23 protein-coding genes are annotated in these 22,577 nt (G+C 59.9%); 13 read left to right on the top strand and 10 right to left on the bottom strand.

The window, feature by feature from the left end:
- Window positions 1–105: 105 nt before the first annotated feature.
- A complete protein-coding gene (locus tag AB4N44_RS04925) occupies window positions 106–1,155 on the bottom strand; it encodes an NAD(P)-dependent alcohol dehydrogenase (protein WP_127928461.1) in 1,050 nt (349 codons plus the stop codon).
- Between the two features lie 188 nt (window positions 1,156–1,343).
- Here AB4N44_RS04925 and AB4N44_RS04920 point away from each other — a divergent pair, with 188 nt between their 5' ends.
- From AB4N44_RS04920 to AB4N44_RS04910, 3 genes are all read left to right on the top strand, one after another.
- Window positions 1,344–2,270, top strand: coding sequence for a Gfo/Idh/MocA family protein (locus tag AB4N44_RS04920; RefSeq protein ID WP_460109951.1), 927 nt, complete (start codon window positions 1,344–1,346; stop codon window positions 2,268–2,270).
- A 168-nt stretch (window positions 2,271–2,438) separates the two neighbouring features.
- Complete coding sequence (locus tag AB4N44_RS04915; protein ID WP_127928457.1) at window positions 2,439–2,639, top strand: hypothetical protein; 201 nt, start codon at window positions 2,439–2,441, stop codon at window positions 2,637–2,639.
- Between the two features lie 29 nt (window positions 2,640–2,668).
- Window positions 2,669–2,881, top strand: a complete 213-nt coding sequence (locus AB4N44_RS04910; RefSeq protein WP_460109953.1) for a hypervirulence associated TUDOR domain-containing protein — start codon at window positions 2,669–2,671, stop codon at window positions 2,879–2,881.
- A gap of 5 nt (window positions 2,882–2,886) precedes the next feature.
- Here AB4N44_RS04910 and AB4N44_RS04905 read toward each other — a convergent pair whose 3' ends face one another.
- The 7 genes from AB4N44_RS04905 to AB4N44_RS04875 all read right to left on the bottom strand — a co-directional run bounded on the left by AB4N44_RS04905 (window position 2,887) and on the right by AB4N44_RS04875 (window position 11,337).
- Entirely contained in the window at window positions 2,887–3,825 is a 939-nt protein-coding gene (locus tag AB4N44_RS04905) for an AraC family transcriptional regulator (RefSeq protein ID WP_460109956.1), read from the bottom strand.
- A gap of 11 nt (window positions 3,826–3,836) precedes the next feature.
- Complete coding sequence (locus tag AB4N44_RS04900; RefSeq protein WP_460109958.1) at window positions 3,837–4,670, bottom strand: oxidoreductase; 834 nt, start codon at window positions 4,668–4,670, stop codon at window positions 3,837–3,839.
- A 172-nt stretch (window positions 4,671–4,842) separates the two neighbouring features.
- Window positions 4,843–6,105: an NAD(P)/FAD-dependent oxidoreductase gene (locus tag AB4N44_RS04895; protein ID WP_460109961.1), complete on the bottom strand. Its 1,263-nt coding sequence runs from the start codon at window positions 6,103–6,105 to the stop codon at window positions 4,843–4,845.
- Window positions 6,095–7,687, bottom strand: coding sequence for an aldehyde dehydrogenase (NADP(+)) (locus AB4N44_RS04890; protein WP_460109964.1), 1,593 nt, complete (start codon window positions 7,685–7,687; stop codon window positions 6,095–6,097). Before AB4N44_RS04890 ends, AB4N44_RS04895 begins: the two co-directional genes overlap by 11 nt.
- A 72-nt stretch (window positions 7,688–7,759) precedes the next feature.
- Window positions 7,760–8,707, bottom strand: coding sequence for a dihydrodipicolinate synthase family protein (locus tag AB4N44_RS04885; protein ID WP_460109965.1), 948 nt, complete (start codon window positions 8,705–8,707; stop codon window positions 7,760–7,762).
- Between the two features lie 55 nt (window positions 8,708–8,762).
- A complete protein-coding gene (locus tag AB4N44_RS04880) occupies window positions 8,763–9,689 on the bottom strand; it encodes a 4-hydroxyproline epimerase (RefSeq protein ID WP_460109966.1) in 927 nt (308 codons plus the stop codon).
- A 22-nt stretch (window positions 9,690–9,711) separates the two neighbouring features.
- Window positions 9,712–11,337, bottom strand: coding sequence for an APC family permease (locus AB4N44_RS04875; RefSeq protein WP_460158186.1), 1,626 nt, complete (start codon window positions 11,335–11,337; stop codon window positions 9,712–9,714).
- Window positions 11,338–11,568: 231 nt separating this feature from the next.
- Between AB4N44_RS04875 and AB4N44_RS04870 the strand changes: the two genes are divergently transcribed.
- Entirely contained in the window at window positions 11,569–12,339 is a 771-nt protein-coding gene (locus AB4N44_RS04870; RefSeq protein WP_123593317.1) for an AraC family transcriptional regulator, read from the top strand.
- Window positions 12,340–12,457: 118 nt separating this feature from the next.
- Here the strand turns inward: AB4N44_RS04870 and AB4N44_RS04865 are convergent, their stop codons facing one another.
- Window positions 12,458–13,054 (bottom strand): LysE family translocator, encoded by a 597-nt coding sequence (locus tag AB4N44_RS04865; RefSeq protein ID WP_127928437.1) that lies wholly within the window; start codon window positions 13,052–13,054, stop codon window positions 12,458–12,460.
- Window positions 13,055–13,108: 54 nt separating this feature from the next.
- The gene (locus AB4N44_RS04860) at window positions 13,109–13,945 is read right to left on the bottom strand and encodes an AraC family transcriptional regulator (RefSeq protein ID WP_460109970.1); all 837 of its coding nucleotides are present in this window, start codon (window positions 13,943–13,945) and stop codon (window positions 13,109–13,111) included.
- Between the two features lie 138 nt (window positions 13,946–14,083).
- Here AB4N44_RS04860 and AB4N44_RS04855 point away from each other — a divergent pair, with 138 nt between their 5' ends.
- From AB4N44_RS04855 to catC, 9 genes are all read left to right on the top strand, one after another.
- Window positions 14,084–14,359, top strand: coding sequence for a hypothetical protein (locus tag AB4N44_RS04855; protein ID WP_127928433.1), 276 nt, complete (start codon window positions 14,084–14,086; stop codon window positions 14,357–14,359).
- A gap of 67 nt (window positions 14,360–14,426) precedes the next feature.
- Complete coding sequence (locus tag AB4N44_RS04850) at window positions 14,427–15,350, top strand: bifunctional helix-turn-helix transcriptional regulator/GNAT family N-acetyltransferase (protein WP_160040633.1); 924 nt, start codon at window positions 14,427–14,429, stop codon at window positions 15,348–15,350.
- Between the two features lie 880 nt (window positions 15,351–16,230).
- A complete protein-coding gene (locus AB4N44_RS04845) occupies window positions 16,231–17,187 on the top strand; it encodes a helix-turn-helix transcriptional regulator (RefSeq protein WP_460109973.1) in 957 nt (318 codons plus the stop codon).
- A 152-nt stretch (window positions 17,188–17,339) separates the two neighbouring features.
- A complete protein-coding gene (gene benA / locus AB4N44_RS04840) occupies window positions 17,340–18,695 on the top strand; it encodes a benzoate 1,2-dioxygenase large subunit (protein WP_460109976.1) in 1,356 nt (451 codons plus the stop codon).
- The gene (benB, locus tag AB4N44_RS04835; protein WP_150750959.1) at window positions 18,695–19,183 is read left to right on the top strand and encodes a benzoate 1,2-dioxygenase small subunit; all 489 of its coding nucleotides are present in this window, start codon (window positions 18,695–18,697) and stop codon (window positions 19,181–19,183) included. Before benA ends, benB begins: the two co-directional genes overlap by 1 nt.
- Window positions 19,184–19,203: 20 nt before the next feature.
- A complete protein-coding gene (gene benC / locus AB4N44_RS04830; protein ID WP_127928423.1) occupies window positions 19,204–20,217 on the top strand; it encodes a benzoate 1,2-dioxygenase electron transfer component BenC in 1,014 nt (337 codons plus the stop codon).
- Between the two features lie 21 nt (window positions 20,218–20,238).
- A complete protein-coding gene (locus tag AB4N44_RS04825) occupies window positions 20,239–21,000 on the top strand; it encodes a 1,6-dihydroxycyclohexa-2,4-diene-1-carboxylate dehydrogenase (RefSeq protein WP_460109979.1) in 762 nt (253 codons plus the stop codon).
- A 22-nt stretch (window positions 21,001–21,022) separates the two neighbouring features.
- Window positions 21,023–22,144 carry a muconate cycloisomerase family protein gene (locus AB4N44_RS04820; RefSeq protein ID WP_460109981.1) on the top strand — a complete coding sequence of 374 codons (1,122 nt, stop codon included), beginning with the start codon at window positions 21,023–21,025 and terminating at the stop codon, window positions 22,142–22,144.
- 15 nt (window positions 22,145–22,159) lie between these two features.
- Window positions 22,160–22,450, top strand: coding sequence for a muconolactone Delta-isomerase (gene catC, locus AB4N44_RS04815; protein ID WP_127928417.1), 291 nt, complete (start codon window positions 22,160–22,162; stop codon window positions 22,448–22,450).
- The last annotated feature ends 127 nt before the right edge of the window (window positions 22,451–22,577 follow it).

Genomic DNA, 22,577 nt, shown 5'->3' with positions numbered 1-22,577 from the left:
AGGCAAAGGGGTGCGACTCTGGCGAGCAACGCCGGGCCTGTCAAATCCCGGCGACAGAATTCAATGGCCCATTGACCGCGCTGAACGGCCAATGGGCGCTGAGACTTAGCCCGCCAACGTTGCGTTGTCGATCACGAAACGATATTTCACATCGCCCTGGAGCATGCGCTCGTAGGCATCGTTGATCTGGTCGGCGCGGATCAGTTCGATGTCGGAAACGATGCCGTGCTCGGCACAGAAATCGAGCATTTCCTGAGTTTCGGCAATGCCGCCGATCATCGAACCGGCAATCGTGCGACGCTTCATGATCAGGTTGAACACGTTCGGCGAAGGATGCGACGTCGCAGGCGCGCCGACCAGCGTCAACGCACCATCGCGCTTGAGCAGCACCAGGAATGCATCGAGATCGTGCGGCGCGGCGACGGTGTTGAGGATCAGGTCGAAGCTCTTGGCGTGTGCGGCCATTTCTTCGGCATTGCGCGACACCACCACTTCATCGGCGCCAAGCGCTTTGGCCGCTTCGCGTTTGGATTCAGAGGTAGTGAATGCGACAACGTGGGCGCCCAGAGCGTGAGCCAGTTTGATGCCCATGTGGCCGAGGCCACCGATGCCAACCACGCCGACTTTCTTGCCCGGTCCCGCATTCCAGTGACGCAGCGGCGAGTAGGTGGTGATGCCCGCGCACAGCAGCGGTGCGACGGCGGCCAGTTGCGCTTCAGGATGACGGATGCGCAACACGTAGCGTTCATGCACAACGATGTTTTGCGAGTAGCCGCCCAGCGTCCAGCCCGGCGCATCCGCGGTCGGGAAGTTGTAGGTGCCGATCATGCCGTCGCAATAGTTTTCCAGACCGCTTTCGCAGTCATCGCAATGTTTGCAGCTGTCGACGATGCAACCGACGCCGACCAGATCACCGACCTTATAGTCCGACACATGTGCGCCGACGGCGGAAACGCGACCGACGATTTCATGCCCCGGTACGCATGGGAATTGTGTACCGGCCCATTCCGCGCGCACCTGGTGCAGATCCGAATGGCAGATGCCACAAAAGGCGATATCGATCTGCACATCATGGGCGGCCGGCGCGCGGCGGTTTATCTGCATCGGTTCAAGGGGTTTGTCGCCCGCGTGGGCGCCGTAGGCTTGTACAAGCATGGGAACATCCTCGATCGGTTTGTCGTAAGGCATTGTTTCTTTTCCGGCGCTTCGGGCACTAGTGCATTCCTGTGCAATCCTTGCCTGATACTGTGCGTTGTTGTGACATTGCGCGGACAGACGCTCGTGGCGTTTACAGGTAATCTCCCGGTTCACTGACGACAACAAAATCAAAACAGGAGTCATTGATGCAACCAATCCGTCTCGGTCTGGTGGGCTACGGCAAGATTGCCCAGGATCAACACGTCCCGGCGATCCTCGCCAATCCCGCTTTCCAGTTGGTCTCCGTCGCTACCCAAGGCCAGCCTTGCCCCGGTGTCGAAAATTTCCGTTCGTTGAGCGAGCTGCTGGAAAACGGTCCGCAGGTTGACGCGATTGCCTTCTGCACGCCGCCACAAGGTCGCTTTGCTTTGGTGCAAGAGGCGCTGGCTGCCGGCAAACATGTGCTGGTGGAAAAACCACCGTGCGCCACGTTGGGCGAGGCGCTGGCGCTGGTCGATCAGGCTGCCGGGCAGGGCGTCAGCGCGTTGTTTGCCTGGCATTCACGCTACGCGCCCGGTATCGAAGCGGCTCGCGACTGGCTCGCCTCGCGCACTTTGCAAAGCGTGCAGATCGACTGGAAAGAAGACGTGCGCAAATGGCACCCCGGCCAGACCTGGATCTGGCAACCCGGCGGCCTCGGTGTGTTCGATCCGGGGATCAATGCCTTGTCGATCGTCACCCATCTGCTGAAGCTGCCGCTGTTTGTCGAATCCGCCGAACTGCGTGTGCCGAGCAACTGCCAATCGCCGATTGCCGCTTCGATCAAAATGGCTGATGCGCATCAACTCGATGTGCGTGCGGAGTTCGACTTCGACCATGGCCATGATGAGCTGTGGAGTATCGAAGTTCGTTGCGCCGAGGGTGTTCTGCGTCTGGATAACGGCGGGGCGTTGTTGAGCATCGATGGCGTGCGTCAGGCCGTGTCGGAGGAGGGTGAGTACGCGGCAGTGTATCGGCATTTTCAGCAGTTGATCGGCGACAAGGCCAGTGACCTGGATGTGCAGCCGTTGCGCTTGGTGGCGGACAGTTTCTTTGTCGGCAGCCGAGTGTCGGTTGAGGCGTTCTACGATTAGCGTCCGGCTGGCCCGGCACGATTATTTCAGTCGCCAAGCGAAAGCCTGCCCTGAACGGCAGGCTTTTTTCGTTGGAGCACCGTTCGTCCAGTGCCCGGCACTTGCGCTGTGCCGTTGCCTCTCACGTTTAAGCGCGGATATCCCGCGTACAAGAACGGAGAAGCAAGCATGGACATCGATGAAAATGCACCGGGCAACCGGTCACAGCAAAACGTGACACGGACGACGGACAATGAGACGGGGCATGATCCGGAACGCAATCCGCCTGAGGTTCCATTGCCCGCCGATGAAGAATCCCCGGTCGATGAAGACATGACGGATGTGGCGGCCAACAACTCGGTGTCGAGCGAGCATCCTGAGTCGCAATGACCGTATTTAATAAGTGTGGGGGGCAGGCCATGAGCACGTCATTCAAGGTCGGCGACGCGGTTCACTGGAACAGCGAGGCCGGGGAGATTCGCGGCAAGGTGGTCAAGGTGCACACCCGGGATATCGAGTTCATGGGCCGCCATCGGCCTGCTTCCAAGGACGAACCGCAGTACGAAGTCAAAAGTGACAAGACCGGACATCTGGCGATGCACCACGGCGCGGCGCTTCATCCCGCGAAATGACCGGTCTAGTGCGACGATACGAATTCGGAAGGCGTTGTCGGCGGCGGCAATGAGTACGTCGCCTTCATCCATTCAATCTCCGCCTGCGGCGTGCGGCCGAAAAATCGCTTGAACTCGCGACTGAATTGCGAGGCGCTTTCATAACCGACGTCGAACGCTGCCGCCGATGCGCTCATGGCTTGGCGCAGCATCAGCAGCCGCGCCTGATGCAGGCGTGTCGACTTCAGGTATTGCATCGGCGAGGTATCGGTCACGCTGCGAAAGTGCAGGTGAAAACTCGGTACGCTCATGCTCGCTTCGTGGGCCAATTGCTCAACGTCGAGGCGCTGCTGATAACAGCTGTGAATCTTGCGGATCGCCCGACTCACCTTGCCGAAATGCCCGCGACGGTGCAGCGCGGCACGCATTGATCCACCTTGCTCGCCCGTGAGAATGCGGTAATAGATCTCGCGTACCAGCGCCGGCCCGAGAATTTGCGCTTCACCGGCGACGCTCATCGCCTCGAGAAAACGCAGGGTCGTAGTGCGCAGCGCTTCGTCCATCGGCGAGGCGTACATGCCTTTTGGCTCAGCATCGCTGACGCCATGCACCTCATCGACTTGCAACATCAACTCGCTGGCCAACTGAAAATCCAGTTGCATGTAAATCGCGAGCATCGGCTCGGCTGCCGTGGCGTCGGTCTCCATGGTGAAGGGGATGGGCACGGACACCACCAGATAATGCTGCGCGTCATAGACGTAGGTGTCCTCACCCAGATAACCGCGCTTGCGACCCTGGCAGAGGATGACAATGCCGGGGTCGTACAACACCGGGGTGCGGGTCAGTGGGCGATTCGAGCGCAGGAAGCGCACGTCATCGAGCGCGCTGAGATTGTAGCCCTCGACCGGTGCGAGGACTTCCATCAGTTGCACCATGCGTGCGGTGCTGGTATCGGCCGGCGTCATTGTTTTCTCTCTCAGTGATCGGTGGAGCAGCTCAGCGCTTGCCATTGATCAATCTCGTCGAGCGCCCGTTGCAGGCGGTCACGCACCAGTCCCAACGCATCACTGCCGAGTAACAAATGGGCGGGAGGCTCGGGGCAATCGATGATCTGCAGCATCGCTTGCGCAGCCTTTTGCGGGTCGCCGAGCTGTTTGCCGCTTTTTGCTTCCCGGGCTTGGCGGATCGGGTCGAAACTGGCGTCGTAGTCGGCAATGCTGCGCGCGGTGCGTTGCATCGAACGGCCGGCCCAGTCGGTGCGAAACGAGCCAGGCGCCACCGCCGTGACGAAGACATTGAAGGGCCGCAGCTCTTTGCTCAGGGTATCGGAGATCCCTTCAAGCGCAAATTTGCTGCCGCAGTAATAGGCAATGCCGGGCATCGTGATGGTGCCGCCCATGGAGGTGATGTTGAGGATGTGGCCGGCGCGACGCTGGCGGAAGTAGGGCAGGAAGGCTTTGGTCATGGCGACAGCGCCGAACACATTGACGTCGAACTGACGGCGCATGTCCTCCAGCGGCGATTCTTCAAAAATGCCTTCGTGACCGTAACCGGCATTGTTGACCAGCACATCGACCGGACCGTGAGTGGCTTCCACTTGTGCAACGACGCTGTCGATCCGCTCAAAATCAGTAACGTCCAGCAGCACGCCGTACGCGTTGTCCGGGGACAGCGCCTGGAAGTTTTTCAGGTCGCTTTCATTGCGCACAGTACCGATCACGCGGTGGCCGTTGGCAATGGCTTCCTTGGCCAGTGCATGGCCGAAACCGCTGCTGACGCCGGTGATGAACAGGGTTTTGCTGGTTTTCATGACGGTCTCCAATGACTCGGGTGTGGTGTCATGGTAGCCATCCCCCAACCGGTGACCTATGCCGGTTTGTCTTGGAGACTTGCCTATTCCTATCAGGCGCTCGTGATGTGCAGATAAAACGGTGGCAGCGCCGCTAAGCACGCTCACGGTCGATCTTGCTGTTCTGTGGCCGTCAGAAACGTGCCAATCGATAGGGCGCGCCACTTGGCAAAGCCGTTGCCGGGATTGCATCTGCGCCCGTCATCCGCACCACCATCTCCGCCGTCACCGCTGCCTGTGTCAGCCCCAGATGCTGATGCCCAAACGCAAGCAACACCTTGCCCTCACAAACCTGATCAATCACCGGCAATGAATCGGGCAACGATGGTCGAAAACCCATCCACGGCGTCGCCGCTTCAGCACTCAGATCCTTGCGAAACAAACCCTGACTCAACCGATGCAACTGCCACGCGCGCTCCATGCTCGGTGGCTTCTCCAGACCGGCGAATTCGACGGTGCCGGCCAGACGCAAGCCTTCGGACATCGGCGTCATGATGAACTTGCGTTCCAGTGAGGTGACGGGGAAGGGCAGTCGGTCGTGTTCCTGCGGCAGCATCAGGTGGTAACCGCGCTCGGTGTCCAGCGGTACTTTTTTGCCGGTGAGGGCGGCGGTGAGTTTCGCTGAGTGCGCACCGCAGGCGATCAGCACCCGGCTGGCCGTCAAACCACCCGATCCGGTGATCAGCGAAACACCGTGCTCCTGTACATAGCCGCCCTGAACCTGTTGCTGGACAAAACTCACACCACTGGCCTTGGCCGCTTCGACCAATTCACACACCACGCGGTAGGGATCGATGAAATGCCCGGTGCGCGGGAAGAACAAGCCGCCCTGAAGCTGTTCGCTGAGTTGCGGCGCGGTATCGCGTATGGCAGCGGCCTGCCAGTAGTCGACCGGCACCTGCTGCTGATGCAGTCGAGTCTGTAATGCCTGGATTGCCTGACGCGATTCGGGACGTTCGAACACCAGTAACGAGCCATCGATCTTCAGCAGGCCCGGCCGCTGGATGTCGGCGAGCAAGCGCTGCCAAGCCTGCAGACTGTTTTCATTGAGCGCGCGCAAACCTGCCACGGTGTTCTGAAAAGGCGCCGGGCGCAGATTCAACAGCAGCCGCGTGAACCACGGCAAGGCGCGCGGCAGGTACTTCCAGTCCAGTCGCAGTGGTCCCATTGGGTCCATCAACATGGCCGGCAGGCGCTTGAGGATGGACGCATCGGCGATCGGAAACACTTGCTCGGTCGCCAGATGCCCGGCATTGCCGAACGAGGCGCCGTGGCCGGGTTGCTGCGAATCGATGACCACCACGCGCAATCCTTGGCGTGCCAGACGCAGTGCGCAGGCGACGCCGATGATGCCGGCGCCGACCACGGCGATGTCGTGGGAGACGTTATTCGCCATAGTGCTGCGCTTCCCTTTGTCCATCGAGCAGACGGCGTAATTGCAGCGGATTGCCTTGTTTCAGTGCGGTCGGCAACAAGCTGTCGGGGAAGTCCTGATAGCACACCGGGCGCAGGAAACGCAGGATCGCCGCGGTACCGACGGATGTCGTGCGCGAGTCGGACGTGGCCGGGAACGGCCCGCCGTGAACCATTGCGTCACACACCTCGACCCCGGTGGGCCAGCCATTGACTAGCAAGCGACCGGCCCTGCGCTCGAGCGTCGGCAGCAATACACGCGCCTGTTCCAGGTCTTGGTCATCCAGATGCAATGTCGCGGTCAACTGGCCTTCCAGATGTTCGGTCACCTGACGCATTTCAGCCTCACTGCTGCATTGCACGATCAGCGCCGCCGCGCCGAATGCTTCCGCTTGCAGCCTGTGATCGGCGAGAAAGTCGGCCGCTTCTGTGACGAATATGTGCGCCTGACACTGGTTCGGGCCGTTGCCGCTCTGACCAACACCCGCGATGTTCGCACTGGCATTCTCGGCCAACGCATTCACCGCCGATTCGTAAGCGCTGAAAATGCCTGGTGTCAGCATCGTCTGCGCCGGACTGCGTTGAATGATCTCGGCGGTGGCGGCGATAAACTTGTCCAGCGCCGGTCCTTTCAATGCAATCACCAAACCCGGATTGGTGCAGAACTGACCCGCGCCCAGTGTCAGCGAAGCCACAAACCCTTCCGCCAATGCTTGCGTGCGATTGTCCAACGCCGCCGGAAACAGCAGCACCGGATTGATCGAACTCATTTCCGCGTACACCGGAATCGGTTCGGGCCGCGCTTGCGCCGCTTGAATCAACGCCAGGCCACCACTGCGCGAACCGGTGAAGCCCACCGCTTTGATCCGTGGATCAGTGACCAGCGCAATGCCCACTTCGCGGCCGGAACCGTACAGCAACGAGAACACGCCTTCCGGCAAACCACAGGCTTTCACTGCCTGCGCCACTGCACGGCCGACCAGTTCGCTGGTGCCGGGATGCGCGCTGTGCGCCTTGACGATCACCGGGCAACCGGCGGCCAATGCTGACGTGGTGTCACCACCGGCCACGGAAAACGCCAGCGGAAAATTGCTCGCACCAAATACCGCGACCGGCCCCAGTGCAATCTGCCGTTGACGCAGATCGGCACGCGGCAGCGGTTGGCGTTGCGGCTGCGAGCTATCGACGCGTACATCCAGCCACTCACCGGCGCGCACGGTGCGGGCGAACATTCTTAATTGTTGGCAAGTACGCCCGCGTTCGCCTAGTAAACGCGCGCGCGGCAGGCCGGTTTCGGCGTGTGCACGCTCGATCAGTTCATCGCCGAGCCCTTCGATTTCTCCAGCAATGCTTTCCAGAAATTCGGCGCGGAGATTCAGTGCTGTCTCGCGATAAACATCGAACGCTGCCCAGGCCAGCGCGCAGGTCTGTTCGACATGCTCCGTCGATCCTCCGGCATACGCCGGTTCCAGCGCTTCATTCGTGGCCGGATTGATCCCGCGAACAGCCTCGCGATTTCCCGCAATGGATTGCTGCCCGATCAGCATGTGGCCCGTCAGAGTCATGGTGTCTTCCTGAGAAAAAGGGAAATGTCTGCCGCGTAGCACAACGCATCGCGGCAGGTGAGGAGGCGTTGATCAGGCGAAGTTCTGTTCCGCCGACCAGTTCTCGTACCAGTGACGGAACAGCGAGTACTGCTTCTCGGCATAACGCCGCTGCGAGTCGCTCAGCGCATCGGTCTCGTTGAAATGCAGGGTGTATTCCTTGTCGCCGTTGAGCACCATCAAATGCTTGTAATACAGCACCAGATCGCAGCCTTCATCGAATGACGACAGCACCGCCAGCGCCGATTCCAGCTCCCGCGCCTGACAACGGGCCTTGGCGTCACCCTTGGCCGCTTGCTTGCTCAGCGCCACCAGTTGCAGCACTTCGCGGGGCAGGGCGTTGCCGATACCGGTGATCGCGCCGGTGGCGTTGCAGTTGACGAAACCATGCACCACTTGGGTGTCGACGCCGACCATCAGGGTCACGTCTTCATCTTTGGAGGTGATGTTTTCGGCGGCGTAACGCAGGTCGGCGCCACCGCCGAATTCCTTGAAGCCGATCAGGTTCGGGTACTCGCGACGCAGTTCGAAGAACAGGTCAGCGCGGGTGGCGAAGCCGTAGTAAGGGCTGTTGTAGATCACTGCTGGAAGGTTCGGTGCGGCTTGCAGAATCGCTGCGAAGTGGGCTTTTTGCGCGGCCGGCGAAGCACCACGGGACAGCACACGCGGAATCACCATCAGACCCTGCGCGCCGACTTTCGCCGCGTGCGCTGCATGGGAAACCGCTTCTCGTGAGTTCACTGCGCCGGTGCCGACGATGGTCGGAATCCCGGCAGCGACCAGACGCGCCACGCCTTCCTGCCGTTCCGCCTCGGTGAGCAACGGCCAGTCGCCCATCGAACCGCAATAAACCACGGCGCTCATGCCGATATCGATCAGCTCGCGACCCTTGGCCACCAGGGCATCGAAGTCCGGTTTGCGCTGGGCGGTGCACGGGGTCATCAGGGCCGGCATGCAACCGGTGAAGATGTTGTCGCTCATTGTTTTAACTCCTTGGCACATCATTCAAAGTGAAGTGAAAAGTCAGCGCGGTGGCTCAGATGCCCCACGCGAACGGGTCTGCTTCGTCGATCAGCAAGGTGCTGTCGGCGGTCATGTAAGCGCGGCCGGTGATGAACGGGCGGACTCGTTCGCCGTCCCATTCGAAGCGGCCTTCGAACTGGCTGCCGGTGATGCTCGCCTGCACCCAGGTTGCGCCGGGTTGCAGCTTGTCGTCGGCGGCCAGACAGGCGAGTTTGGCGCTGGTGCCGGTGCCGCACGGTGAGCGGTCGTAGGCTTTGCCGGGGCACATGACGAAGTTGCGGCTGTCGGCAACGGAGTCGTCTGCGAACAGTTCGATGTGATCGATGACGGCACCGTCCTCGCCGAAAATGCCTGAGTCTTCGAGGGCCTTGAGCATCGCCCAGGTGTAGGCGGTGAGGTGTTCGACGTTGTTCATCGTCAGCGTCTGACCGTGCTCGGAAACGAGGAAGAACCAGTTGCCGCCATAGGCGATATCACCGAAGACACGACCGAATCCCGGCACATCAACTGGCACCTGCTTGCGATGGCGGTAGGCGGGGACGTTGCACAGGGTGACGGTTCCGTCGTCATGCAACGTCGCGCTGACCGGGCCGACCGGGGTGTCGATTTTGTGCACCCCCGGTTCGATCTGCCCCAGGTAATACAACGAATTGATCAGGCCTATCGTGCCGTGGCCGCACATGCCCAGATAACCGGCATTGTTGAAGAAGATCACCCCGCAAGTGGCGTCCGCCGATACTGGCTCGCAATACAGGGCGCCGACCAGCACATCGTTGCCGCGCGGTTCCAGCAGGCAGGCGCGGCGCCATTGATCATGCTCAGTGCGCAGCGCATCGCGTTTTTCCACCATGGTGTTGCCGGGCAGATCGGGGAAGCCGTTCATCACCAGGCGCGTCGGTTCACCGCCGGTGTGGGAATCAATGACGTGTAGTTCTTTCATGATTAGATCCCGTTGGATGATTTCAGTAGGCGCCGGCAGGGCGTGCAGAAACGGTCGAGGCAGGGGCGGTGGCTTCGCTTTCCTCGTCGTCCTCTTCAAGGCGCAGCAGATGCGCCGGCACACCGGTCGCGGCGCCCCAGTAATAAATGCCGGTGGCGCAAGCAGCGACGACAATGGTGTCGAACGGGTGGGCGAGGATGCCGAGGCCGCCAAACGTGCCGAGTTTCGACAGCACGATGGTTACCGCGTAGAAGGCGATCAACCACGCCGAGGAGCGCACCTGACGCGCCAGATTCAGGTGCGCGGTCGGCACAAAACGGCCGCACAGCAGATACACCACGAACATCAGGATTTGCAGGCCAAGCAGCCACGACACGGTGTTCCAGCCCGACCAATAGACGATCAGCGCGGCGATGATGAACGACACCGGCCCGAGCACGCCCATGCACTTGACCCGGAACGGCCGTGGCATGTCCGGCGCATTGCGGCGCAGCGCGGCGACTGACACAGGTGCCACGGCGTAGCTCAGCACCAGCGCGGCGGAGACCACGTTGATCAGCGCTTCCCACGACGGAAACGGCAGGGTCCAGAACACCGACAGGGCGAAGGTCAGCCACAGCGCCGGGCGCGGGATGCCGGACTTCTCATCGATGTGGGTGAAGACTTTGAAGAAGGTCCCGGTCTGCGCCCAGCCGTAGATCACGCGGGGGGTGGCGTTCATGTAGATGTTGCCGCAACCGCTCGGCGAGATCACCGCGTCGGCGACCACCAGCCAGGCCAGCCAGCCCACGCCCAGTGCCAGCGCGATGTCACGGTACGGCAGGGCGAACTCCTTGCTGATACCGGCCCAGCCATTGGCGAGCATTTCCGTCGGGATGCTGCCGAGAAAGGCCATTTGCAGCAGCACGTAAATCAGCGTCGACAGCAGCACCGAGAGGATCAGCGCGATGGGAATGGTGCGCTGCGGATTCTTCACTTCGCTGGCCACCGAGATGATCGGCGTCAGGCCCAGATAAGCGAAAATGATCCCGCCCGCCGACACCGCCATTTCCACACCCGACAGGCCGAACGGGGCGAAACCCTGTACCTCGAAATTGGCCGGTTTGAAAAAGGTGAACAGCACACCGATCACCAGCAGCGGCACGATGAATTTGAACACGCTGACCAGATTGTTGGCCTTGGCGAAGGTTTTCACGCTGCGGTAGTTGAGCAGGAAAAACACGCAAAGCAGACCAAACTGCACCATCCAGCCGAGGATCGTCGGATCGCCAGAGCCAGCCTTGGTCAGCTCGGGAAACCACGCTGCCGCGTATTGGCGCGAAGCAACCACTTCGATCGCCACCAAACTGGAAAACGCAATCAGGGTGATGAAGCCCATCAAGTAGCCGAGCAGCGGCCCGTGGGAGTAAACCGGGTAACGCACCACACCACCGGCACGCGGTAATGCCGCGCCCAGCTCGCAGTAAACGATGCCCAGCAACAACACCGCAAAGCCGCCCAGCAGCCAGGAGAAAATCCCCGCCGGCCCGGCGATGGCGGACACATGACTGGCCGCGAACAACCAGCCGGAACCGAAGATCGCCCCGAGCCCGATAAATGTGAGGTCGATCAGTGAAAGCTGTTTTTTGAACTTGCCTTGGCCTGACATGGCATCGCCTTCTTGTGAGTTATTGGATAGGCAGTTGTGTCACTGGGACGGCCAGACTTTGAACTTATCAACGGTGGGGCGATTGATGTTTTGCGGCGGCTTCGATGACGAAATCAGCACAGTCGCGCTGGCGAAACGTGGCCCTCGACAGGTCTTGAGCGATGCTGCAATCTGCACGCGAAGACCGCATGGCGGGCGCTTCGTCCATCCACGTTACGAGGGGAATCTTTGATGCAACAGGCGTTCTCGATCCTGTCTCAAGGCATTGATGGGCATCGTCCGCAAACACTTGAGGAACTCTTGGCTGGCGCCGCGCTGTTGTTGCCGATGCTCGATGTGATCCCCAACGCGGCGATTTTCATCAAGGATGTGCAGGCCCGTTACGTGCTCGCCAACCGCACGCTGGTGCAGCGCTGTGGCTTGAAGGATTTACGCCCGTTGCTCGGAAAAACCAGTGCGCAGGTGTTTCCGGCGCAACTCGGGCCGGGCTACACCGAGCAGGATCGCAAGGTGCTGGAGGAGGGCTTTGTGCTGGAGGATCAGCTCGAACTGCATCTGTACGGCAGTCGCGAACCGGGCTGGTGCCTGACACACAAGCAGCCGCTGTACAACCGTGACGGGGTGATCATTGGCCTGGCGGGCATTTCCGTGGACCTGCAATCGGCCAGTGAAACGCACCCGGCATTCGAGCGGCTGGCGGCTGTCGATGAGCATATCCGCGCGAACTTCAATCGCCGGGTGACCCTCGGTGAACTGACGCGAATCGCCGGTATTTCAGTCGCGCAACTGGAGCGTTACTGCAAACGGGTGTTCCACCTGACGCCACGGCAGATGATCCAGAAAGTGCGCCTCGAACACGCGCACCGCTTGCTGCACACCGACTTGCCGATTACCGATGTGGCGTTGCAATGCGGCTATACCGATCACAGCGCCTTCACTCGGCAGTTCAAGGCGTCGACCGGGTTTACGCCGCGTGAGTACCGGCAGGCCACCTCACCCTGATGAAATGGTATTGAAGCGCTATGTAGGAGCTGCCGAAGGCTGCGATCTTTTGATCTTGATCTTGATCTTAAAAAACAAAACCAAAAGATCGCAGCCTTCGGCAGCTCCTACGAGGGCGTTAAGCCAGGACAGTCAGCCATGCCGAGAGCAGCAACAACAACGCCAGTGCCGTGTTCATCCGCTTGAACGCCTTTGGCGATCCCATCAATCGCGCACTGCCCACACCCAGCAACGCCCAGAACGTCATGCACGGCAGCGACACCAACAGAAACGCCAGCGACAACACCAGCAGCCGCAGGGTTTTGTCACCACCGCCGACAAACACGCTGACCACCGCTACAGCCATCATCCATACCTTGGGATTGACCAGTTGCAGCATGGCGGCGCCCAGCACGTTGAAACTTTCTTCCTGTGTATCCGTAGGGTCCAGCGATGGCGGCGTGCTGCGATAGATCTGCCACGCCAACCAGCTCAACCAAAGCACGCCGCCCCAGGCCATGGCTTGCTGCACGCGCGGGTAGCGCAGCAAGGTTTCGCCGGCACCGAGGCCGACCACCAATACAATCAGTGCCGCCGCCGCGCAGGCGCCAAAAATGATTGGCAGCGTGGCGAGCAAGCCTTGGCGCGAACTGTGGCTCAACACCAGAATATTGGTCGGCCCCGGCGTGATCGAGGCAACGAAAGCAAACAGCAGGAAGGGCAATAATGACGCCACGGGCGGATTCCTTGGAAGTAAACACAGGAAGCCATGATCGCCAGTCGTTGTGGATCAGTCTGGAAGGTTTGAGCAGCGCTTGCGGTAGTCGGCGGGAGTGAGTTGGTAGGCCCGGCGGAACCAGCGCCCAAGGTGACTCTGATCAGCAAAACCGAGCACGCTGGCGACCTGCGCCGGCGTTTCACCCCGGGCCAGTAACTGTCGCGCCTTGGCCAGGCGCAACTGGATCAGGTACGCGTGGGGCGCCAGGCCAAAAGCCGACTTGAAGGCGCGGGTGAGACGAAAACGGTCGACCCCGCATACCCGCGCGAGATCATCGAGACCGATATCTTCATAGGTGTGCGCGTGCAGATAATCCCGCGCCAGTTGCGCCACCAATGGCAGGCGCGGATCGAAAACCTGGCGCTTGCGCCAGTCGAGATGGCGCGTGAGCGAGCTCAGCAAACCATCGACGGCGGTCTGCCGGACGATGCGCAGATCGCCGTCATGCAACGCATGGAAAGCGTGACTGATCGCTGTGGCCAGACGCGGGTCCTGACTCAGCGTGTCGGCAAAACCGGGCTGGCTGTCGGACGGTGCGTCTTCGAACAGCGCATGCAGTTCACGCTCCAGCCAGTGCGGATCGAGGTAGAGCATCGAATAGGTAAAACCTTCCTCGGTCGGCGCTTGCCCATCGTGGATTTCCCCCGGCTCCAGCAGGAACACGTTTCCCGGCGTACTGCGATGGCGCACGCGGCGGCAATTGAACTGCTGCACACCTTGCTCGGTGACGCCGACGAGGAAACTGTCATGCCAGTGCGGATCGTAGGCATGGCCCTCAAAGTGAGCGCGAATCGATTCAATCCCGGTGTCGACATCCTGGGACAGCTCGATCCAGTTGCGTTTATCCACGAAGGCTCCAGTGTTCGCCATTGAAAGGTGCGGCCCCATAAAATACCGCGCAATGGTCATCGACGTTTAGAAGATTTGTGCAGGTGAGGGGGCTAGACTCAGCAGGTTACGACCCGTTTTGGCGGCAGGTGAAATACGATGCTCAACCGATGCACGCTCTGGGGCATGCTTACCCTGATCGGCCTTAGCCTGACGTTTAATGCAGGTTGCTCCAGCCGAAAACACTATCCACCGTCGGGTGTTGGCGACGCCTGCTACGCCAAAGCCTTGCCGTCGGTCGGCGAGGGCGGTCTGGCGTGGGGTTCCAGTCTGAACATGGCCCGGCAGAAATCGATGAACAACTGTATTCGTTATGCCGGTCGCTCCGGGGGCACGCCGGACACCTGTCAGGTGGTGTTGGCCAAGTGCCGATAGCTTTCTGTTGACATGGTTGCTTTAGGCAAATATATAGTTGCTTTAAGCAATTAACTGAGTATCTGCCATGTCCAGCAGCCATCTCCTCGAGCAAGCCGACGTTGTGCGCGGCTTCAACCGCTTCTACACCCATCAGATCGGCGTATTGCAGGAGCATTTGCTGCAAAGCGACTACTCGCTGACCGAGCTACGCATCTTGTATGAATTGGCCTCGCGCGGTGACCTGACCAGTGCCGACCTGCGCCAGATGCTCGGCCTGGACGCCGGCTACATGAGCCGCATCATCAGCGGTTTCGAGAAGCGCGGCTTGATCCAGAAAGTCCCGTCGCCCACGGACGCTCGCGCTGCGCAATTGCACTTAACCGATTTGGGCCGTGAAATCCTGATTCCGCTGGAAAAGGCCTCCCGCGAACAGATCGTCGCCATGCTCGAGCGATTGCCTGAACCGCAGCAGAAGCAACTGATCGGCGCCATGACGTTGATCCAGGCACTGCTGCAAGGCAACAAAGACGCAACCTACGTATTACGCGATCCGCAGCCCGGCGACATGGGCACGGTGATGCAGCAACAAGCGGCCCTGTATTCCCGTGAGTACGGTTGGAATTCGGAGTTCGAGGCGCTGGTGGCCGAGGTGGTCGCCAAGTACCTGCGTGATTACGACCCGACGAGCGAGCGCTGCTGGATTGCGGAAAAGGACGGCAAGGTCATCGGCTCGGTGTTCATCGTCCGCCAGGATGAAACAACCGCCAAACTGCGCATGCTCTACGTCGACGCCAGCGCGCGGGGCTTGGGCATTGGCAGCCGTCTGGTCGAGGAGTGCCTGCGCTTTGCCCGGCAGATCGGGTACCAGAAAATGACCTTGTGGACGACCAGTAACCTGACCGCTGCGCGCAAGATTTATCAGAAGGCCGGTTTTGAATTGGTGGAGGAGGAGGCGGTTCACAGCTTTGGCAAGGATCTGGTGAGTCAGACGTGGGCGCGGACGTTGTGATCTGTTTTTCGTCGTCGAGTGCAGTGAAAAGGCAGACGAAAAAAAACCACCTTAGCGGGGTGGTTTTTTTAACCTTGGTTTGCGGCCGAGGTTTGTTGCTTCACTAGCTGCTTTGACATGTGCTCATGGTATGAGTCTTTGCGTCCCCTCGCAACATTAATATTCTGTTTCAGGTGGATGCATACGTTATCCAATGTTGAAAAGAGCAATGCTGGCAGAAATAACGTTTTACAAAGCCGATGAATTACCTGGTCATGTATCGTTCTATTGAGGGTTATGATGCCGACGCTCACATGTCTAAGCAGCGACGAGGTTTGGCTGGCAACTCAACGATTTCATTCCCTCTGACACGGTTTTGCACCCGTGCCGGAATGATACTTCGGAGGGCTTTCAACCGGCCGCCTCATTGGCTGCTTTGACATGCATGCTGAAGGCAAGCATGATCCGGTAAGCTTGCTGGAGGTTTGGCCCCCAACCCTGGAGGCCAAAACGTATGAAGCTTTTGCTGCGTACGCTGAGCCTTGTATGGAGATTGTTTAAAGCCTTTCGCTTTTACGAGTTCCTGCGAGACCACTTTGACGACCTGAAGTAAAGGCCGTTGATCTGGGAAAAGCCCGTTTCAGTTTCGACTGAAACGGGCTTTTTTGTTTTATACAACTGTCATTAGTAGGATTTTTCTGTATCGATTTTTTTGGCGTGTAGGGTATTTCTTCGGTGAGCGTAGGCGTTGTACAAACCACTCCGTAATCCGCAAGAAGTGTTCGATTATCGAGTACCCAAACCTTCGTCCAATTGCCCACTGTGACACTCCGGCGTACTGTGAGTGGTGATGCCTGAAACCCCGTGATCCCAAAATAACGACAACAACGAGCAATGCCCCATGGACAGCCATCTGCTGAGCGATCGCAGCAGCGTGTTCCGTCACGCTGACCCTTATGCCGTCTCCGACTACGTCAATCAGCACGTCGGCCAGCACTTCATTGGCCTGTCCAGAACCACCCACCCGCAAGCCAGCCTCAACCATCGCAAACTCGCCGATCTCGATCTGGCCCGCATCAGCTATGGCGGCAGCGTGCGCGTGACCTCCGTGGCGCTGGAGACCGTTTACCACCTGCAAGTGCTCTTGCAAGGCAATTGCCTGTGGCGCGGGCACAAGCACGAACAGCATCTGGTGCCTGGCGAGTTGCTGTTGATCAACCCCGATGATCCGGTCGATCTGACGTACTCGGAAGACTGCGAGAAATTCATCCTCAAGGTGCCGGTCAGCGTGCTCGAATCGGTGTGCGATGAGCAGCGCTGGCAGCACCCCTCCAGCGGTATCCGTTTCCTGCGCAATCACTATCGGCTCGATGAGCTGGAAGGTTTCACCAACCTGCTCGCGATGATCTGTCAGGAAGCCGAGGCCAGCGATCCGTTGCTGCGGGTGCAGGAGCATTACGCGCAGATCATCGGTAGCAAACTGATCTCGCTGATGAACACCAACGTCAGCCGTGAGTGTCTGAGTGCACCGAGCGTAAGCTTCGAACGCATTCTCGATTACATCGAGCGCAATCTGAAACTGGATTTGCCCGCCGAACATCTAGCGGCGCAGGCGAGCATGAGCCCACGTTCGCTGTACACCTTGTTCGAGCGCCAGCTCGGCATCACGCCGATGCAATACATCCGCCAGCGCAAGCTTGCGCGCATCCACGCCTGCCTCAGCGATCCGAGCTGCCCGGTACGCAACCTCACCGAACTGGCATTGGACTACGGCTTCCTGCACCTGGGGCGTTTCTCCGAAAGCTATCGCCAACAGTACGGCGAACTGCCGTCGCAGACCTTCAAACGCCGCCACTAAAACACTGCGCTAACCCCCCTCTGAAACACGCCGAATCACCTGCCGCGCCGTCCTGCGCAAAACGGATAGCGATCTGCAGGATTCGGCTATTGCCCCGTGCATCGCCTCCCTAATCTGACCTGGCCTGAACAATAACAATGGAGGCCCCGGCCATGTCCCTGGGAATCGACTACCTCAATGCCATGCTTGAAGAAGACCAAGAGAAGGGCGCCTACCGCTGCAAGCGGGAGATGTTCACCGATCCGCGGCTGTTCGAACTGGAAATGGCGCACATCTTCGAAGGCAACTGGATTTACCTCGCCCACGAAAGCCAGCTGCCCAACAACAACGATTTTCTCACCACCACCATGGGGCGCCAGCCGATTTTTATCGCGCGCAACAAGGACGGTGTGCTCAACGCTTTTCTCAACGCCTGCAGCCATCGCGGCGCCATGCTGTGCCGGCACAAGTCCGGCAACCGTTCCAGCTACACCTGCCCGTTTCACGGCTGGACGTTCAACAACAGCGGCAAACTGCTCAAGGTCAAAGACCCGAGCGAAGCGGGTTACCCGCAAGGTTTCAATTGCGAAGGCTCTCACGACCTGACCAAAGTCGCGCGTTTCGAGTCCTATCGCGGCTTCCTGTTCGGCAGCCTGAATGCCGATGTGAAATCCCTCACCGAACATCTGGGCGAGTCGGCAAAAATCATCGACATGATCGTCGACCAGTCGCCAGATGGCCTGGAAGTACTGCGCGGTTCCAGTTCCTATATCTACGAAGGCAACTGGAAACTCACCGCCGAAAACGGTGCCGACGGTTACCACGTCAGTTCGGTGCACTGGAACTACGCCGCCACCCAGAACCAGCGTCAACAGCGCGAAGCGGGCGAAGCGATCAAGACCATGAGCGCCGGCAGTTGGGCGAAGAAGGGCGGCGGTTTCTACTCGTTCGATCACGGCCATCTGCTGCTCTGGACCCGCTGGGCCAACCCGGAAGATCGTCCGGCCTACGAGCGTCGCGACGAACTGGCCCGGGATTTCGGCCAGGCCCGCGCCGACTGGATGATCGAGAACTCACGCAACCTGTGCCTGTACCCCAACGTGTACTTGATGGATCAGTTCAGCTCACAGATCCGTATCGCCCGGCCGATCTCGGTCAACAAGACCGAAATCACCATTTACTGCATCGCTCCCAAAGGCGAGAGCGCCGAGGCGCGCGCCAAACGTATTCGGCAGTACGAAGATTTCTTCAACGTCAGCGGCATGGCCACGCCGGATGATCTGGAAGAGTTCCGCTCATGCCAGACCGGCTACGGCGCCGGGCGCGGCTGGAATGATATGTCCCGTGGCGCCACCCACTGGGTTGAAGGCGCGGACGCAGCGGCCGAAGAAATCGACCTGAAACCGCTGCTCTCCGGCATGCGCACCGAAGACGAAGGCCTGTTCGTGCTGCAACACAAGTACTGGCAGGAAACCATGCTCAAGGCCGCTGCCGCCGAGCCACAGTTGATCCCCGTGGAGGCCGTGTGATGAGCAACCTCTACGACAGCGTGCGCGATTTTCTCTACCGCGAGGCGCGTTATCTCGATGACGGCCAGTGGGATCAATGGCTGGAACTGTACGCCGCCGATGCGACCTTCTGGATGCCGGCCTGGGACGACAACGACACGCTCACCGAAGACCCGCAAAGCGAAATCTCGCTGATCTGGTACGGCAACCGTGGCGGCCTCGAAGACCGCATTTTCCGGATCAAGACCGAGCGCTCCAGCGCGACCATTCCCGACACCCGCACCTCCCACAACCTGAGCAACATCGAAATCGTCGAGCAGAGCGCAGACCAGTGCCTGGTGCGCTTCAACTGGCACACCCTGAGCTTTCGCTATCAGGTCACCGACAGCTACTTCGGCAGCAGTTTCTACATCCTCGATCTGCGTGGCGAACAGCCGCTGATCAAGGCCAAGAAAGTCGTGCTGAAAAACGATTATGTCCGTCAGGTCATCGACATTTATCACATCTAGTCGACACGACGAGGTGCACCATGAATTTCCAGATCGCGCTTAATTTTGAAGACGGCGTCACCCGTTTCATCGAGGCTGGCGGCCATGAAACCGTCGCCGATGCGGCGTATCGCCAAGGCATCAACATCCCGCTGGACTGCCGCGATGGCGCCTGCGGCACCTGCAAATGTTTCGCCGAGGCCGGGCGGTACGACATGGGCGACAACTTCATTGAAGACGCCTTGAGCGACGACGAGCTTGCGCAAGGCTATGTGCTGACCTGCCAGATGCGCGCTGCAAGCGATTGTGTGGTGCGAGTGCCGGCAGGCTCGCAGGTGTGCAAGACCGAACAAGCGAACTTCCAGGCATCGATCAGCGCTGTCCGGCAGTTGTCCGAGAGCACCATCGCGCTGTCGATCAAGGGCGAAGCGCTGAGCAAACTGGCGTTTCTGCCGGGGCAATACGTCAACCTGCAAGTGCCCGGCAGCGAACAGACCCGCGCTTATTCCTTCAGCTCATTGCAGAAGGACGGAGAAGTCAGTTTCCTGATCCGCAACGTGCCCGGTGGCCTGATGAGCAGCTTCCTAACCGGGCTGGCCAAGGCTGGCGACAGCATGAACCTGGCCGGGCCTTTGGGCAGCTTTTACCTGCGCGAGATCAAGCGGCCGCTGCTGTTGTTGGCGGGCGGCACCGGCCTGGCACCGTTCACCGCGATGCTGGAAAAGATCGCCGAGCAGGGCAGCGCGCACCCGGTGCATTTGATCTACGGCGTGACCAACGATTTCGATCTGGTGGAACTCGATCGTCTCGAGTCCTTTGCCGCACGGATCGCCAATTTCAGTTTCGGTGCCTGCGTGGCCAACCCGCAGAGTGCGCATCCTCTGAAGGGCTACGTCACCCAGCACATCGAGCCGCGCCACCTCAATGAAGGCGATGTCGACGTCTACCTCTGCGGCCCGCCGCCGATGGTCGAAGCGGTCAGCCAATACATCCGCGAGCAGGGCATCACTCCCGCGAATTTCTACTACGAAAAATTCGCCGCTGCGGCTGCCTGAAACCCTTCTTTCGAGGTTGTCATGAACAACAGATTCTCCAACAAGGTCGCGCTGGTCACTGGCGCGGCGCAGGGTATCGGCCGCCGTGTGTGCGAACGCCTGTTGCGCGAAGGCGCGCAAGTGGTTGCCGTCGACCGCTCCGAGCTGGTTCACGAGCTGCAAGGCGAGGGCGTTCTCGCGTTGACCGCCGACCTTGAGCAATACGCCAATTGTGCGCGGGTGATGGCCGAGGCGATCAACACCTTCGGCCGACTCGACATACTGATCAATAACGTCGGCGGCACGATCTGGGCCAAGCCGTTCGAGCACTACGAAGTCGAACAGATCGAAGCGGAAGTGCGCCGCTCGCTGTTCCCGACCCTGTGGTGTTGCCACGCCGCGCTGCCATACATGCTCAAGCAACGGGGCGGCGCCATCGTCAACGTTTCATCGATTGCTACCCGCAGCGTCAATCGCGTGCCGTACGGCGCGGCCAAGGGCGGCATCAATGCGCTGACCGCGTGCCTGGCATTCGAGAACGCCGAGCGCGGTATTCGCGTCAATGCCACCGCGCCGGGTGGCACTGAAGCACCGCCCCGGCGCATCCCGCGCAATGCCGCCGAACCGTCGGCGCAGGAGCAGGCCTGGTATCAGGAAATCGTCGCGCAAACCCTCGACAGCAGCCTGATGAAACGCTACGGCAGCCTTGATGAACAGGTCGGCGCGATCCTCTTTCTGGCTTCCGATGACGCCTCGTACATCACCGGCGTGACTTTGCCGGTCGGTGGCGGCGACCTCGGTTGATGACTTTTCAAGGAATATTGAAATGCAGCGAATTCTGATTGAAAACCTGACGACGATCATCGTCGACCTGCCGACCATTCGCCCGCACAAACTGGCGATGCACACGATGCAGAAGCAGACCCTGGTGATTCTGCGCCTGCGCTGCAGCGATGGTATTGAAGGCATCGGTGAAGCCACCACCATCGGCGGCCTCGCCTACGGTTATGAAAGCCCGGAAAGCATCAAAGCCAATATCGACGCGCATCTGGCCCAGGCGCTGGTCGGCATGGAGGCCAATAACATCAACGCGGCGATGCAGCGGCTCGACAAGATCGCCAAGGGTAATACCTTCGCCAAGTCCGGCATCGAAAGTGCACTGCTCGATGCTCAAGGCAAGCGCCTCGGCCTGCCGGTCAGTGAACTGCTCGGTGGCCGCGTGCGGGACAGCCTCGAAGTGGCCTGGACCCTGGCCAGCGGCGACACCGCGCGCGACATTGCCGAAGCCGAGCAGATGCTTGAAGCGCGTCGCCATCGCATCTTCAAATTGAAGATCGGTGCCAACCCGCTGGAGCAGGATCTCAAGCACGTGGTGGCAATCAAAAAAGCCTTGGGCGAGCGCGCCAGTGTGCGGGTTGATGTTAACCAGTATTGGGATGAGTCCCAGGCAATTCGTGGTTGTCAGGTACTGGGTGACAACGGCATCGACCTGATTGAACAGCCGATTTCGCGGGTCAACCGCTCCGGGCAGATTCGCCTGAACCAGCGCAGCCCGGCGCCGATCATGGCCGATGAATCGATCGAAAGCGTCGAGGATGCTTTCAGTCTTGCTGCTGACGGCGCCGCCAGTGTGTTCGCCCTGAAAATCGCCAAGAACGGCGGCCCGCGTGCTGTGCTCAGAACTGCGCAGATCGCTGAAGCAGCAGGCATCGCGCTCTACGGCGGCACCATGCTCGAAGGCTCCATCGGCACGCTGGCCTCGGCGCACGCCTTCCTCACGCTCAAACAACTGACCTGGGACACGGAGCTATTTGGCCCGTTGTTGCTGACCGAAGACATCGTCACCGAAGCGCCGCAGTACCGCGATTTCCACCTGCACATCCCGCAAACCCCGGGCCTTGGCCTGACGCTGGACGAAGAGCGTCTGGCGCGTTTTCGTCGCCACTGAATCAGGAGAACCAGCATGTTGTTCCACGTAAAAATGACCGTGAAATTACCCGTCGATATGGACCCGTCACTGGCCACCCGGCTCAAGGCAGACGAGAAGGAACTGGCCCAACGGCTGCAACGCGAAGGTGTCTGGCGGCACCTGTGGCGCATCGCCGGGCACTACGCCAATTACAGCGTGTTCGATGTGCCGAGCGTCGAGGCCCTGCACGACACGCTGATGCGCTTGCCGCTGTTTCCCTATATGAACATCGAGGTCGATGGCCTCTGCCGGCATCCGTCGTCGATCCACAGCGACGATCGCTAAATCCCGGTCTGCCCCAAAAACCTTGTGGGAGCGAGCCTGCTCGCGAAAGCGATATGTCATTCGGCATCAATAGCGACTGATCCACCGAATTCGCGAGCAGGCTCGCTCCCACAGGTGAATGGGGGAG

It is taken from the genome of Pseudomonas sp. S3_C06 (assembly GCF_054667675.1).
This window is presented reverse-complemented; position numbering and strand designations above follow the sequence as displayed.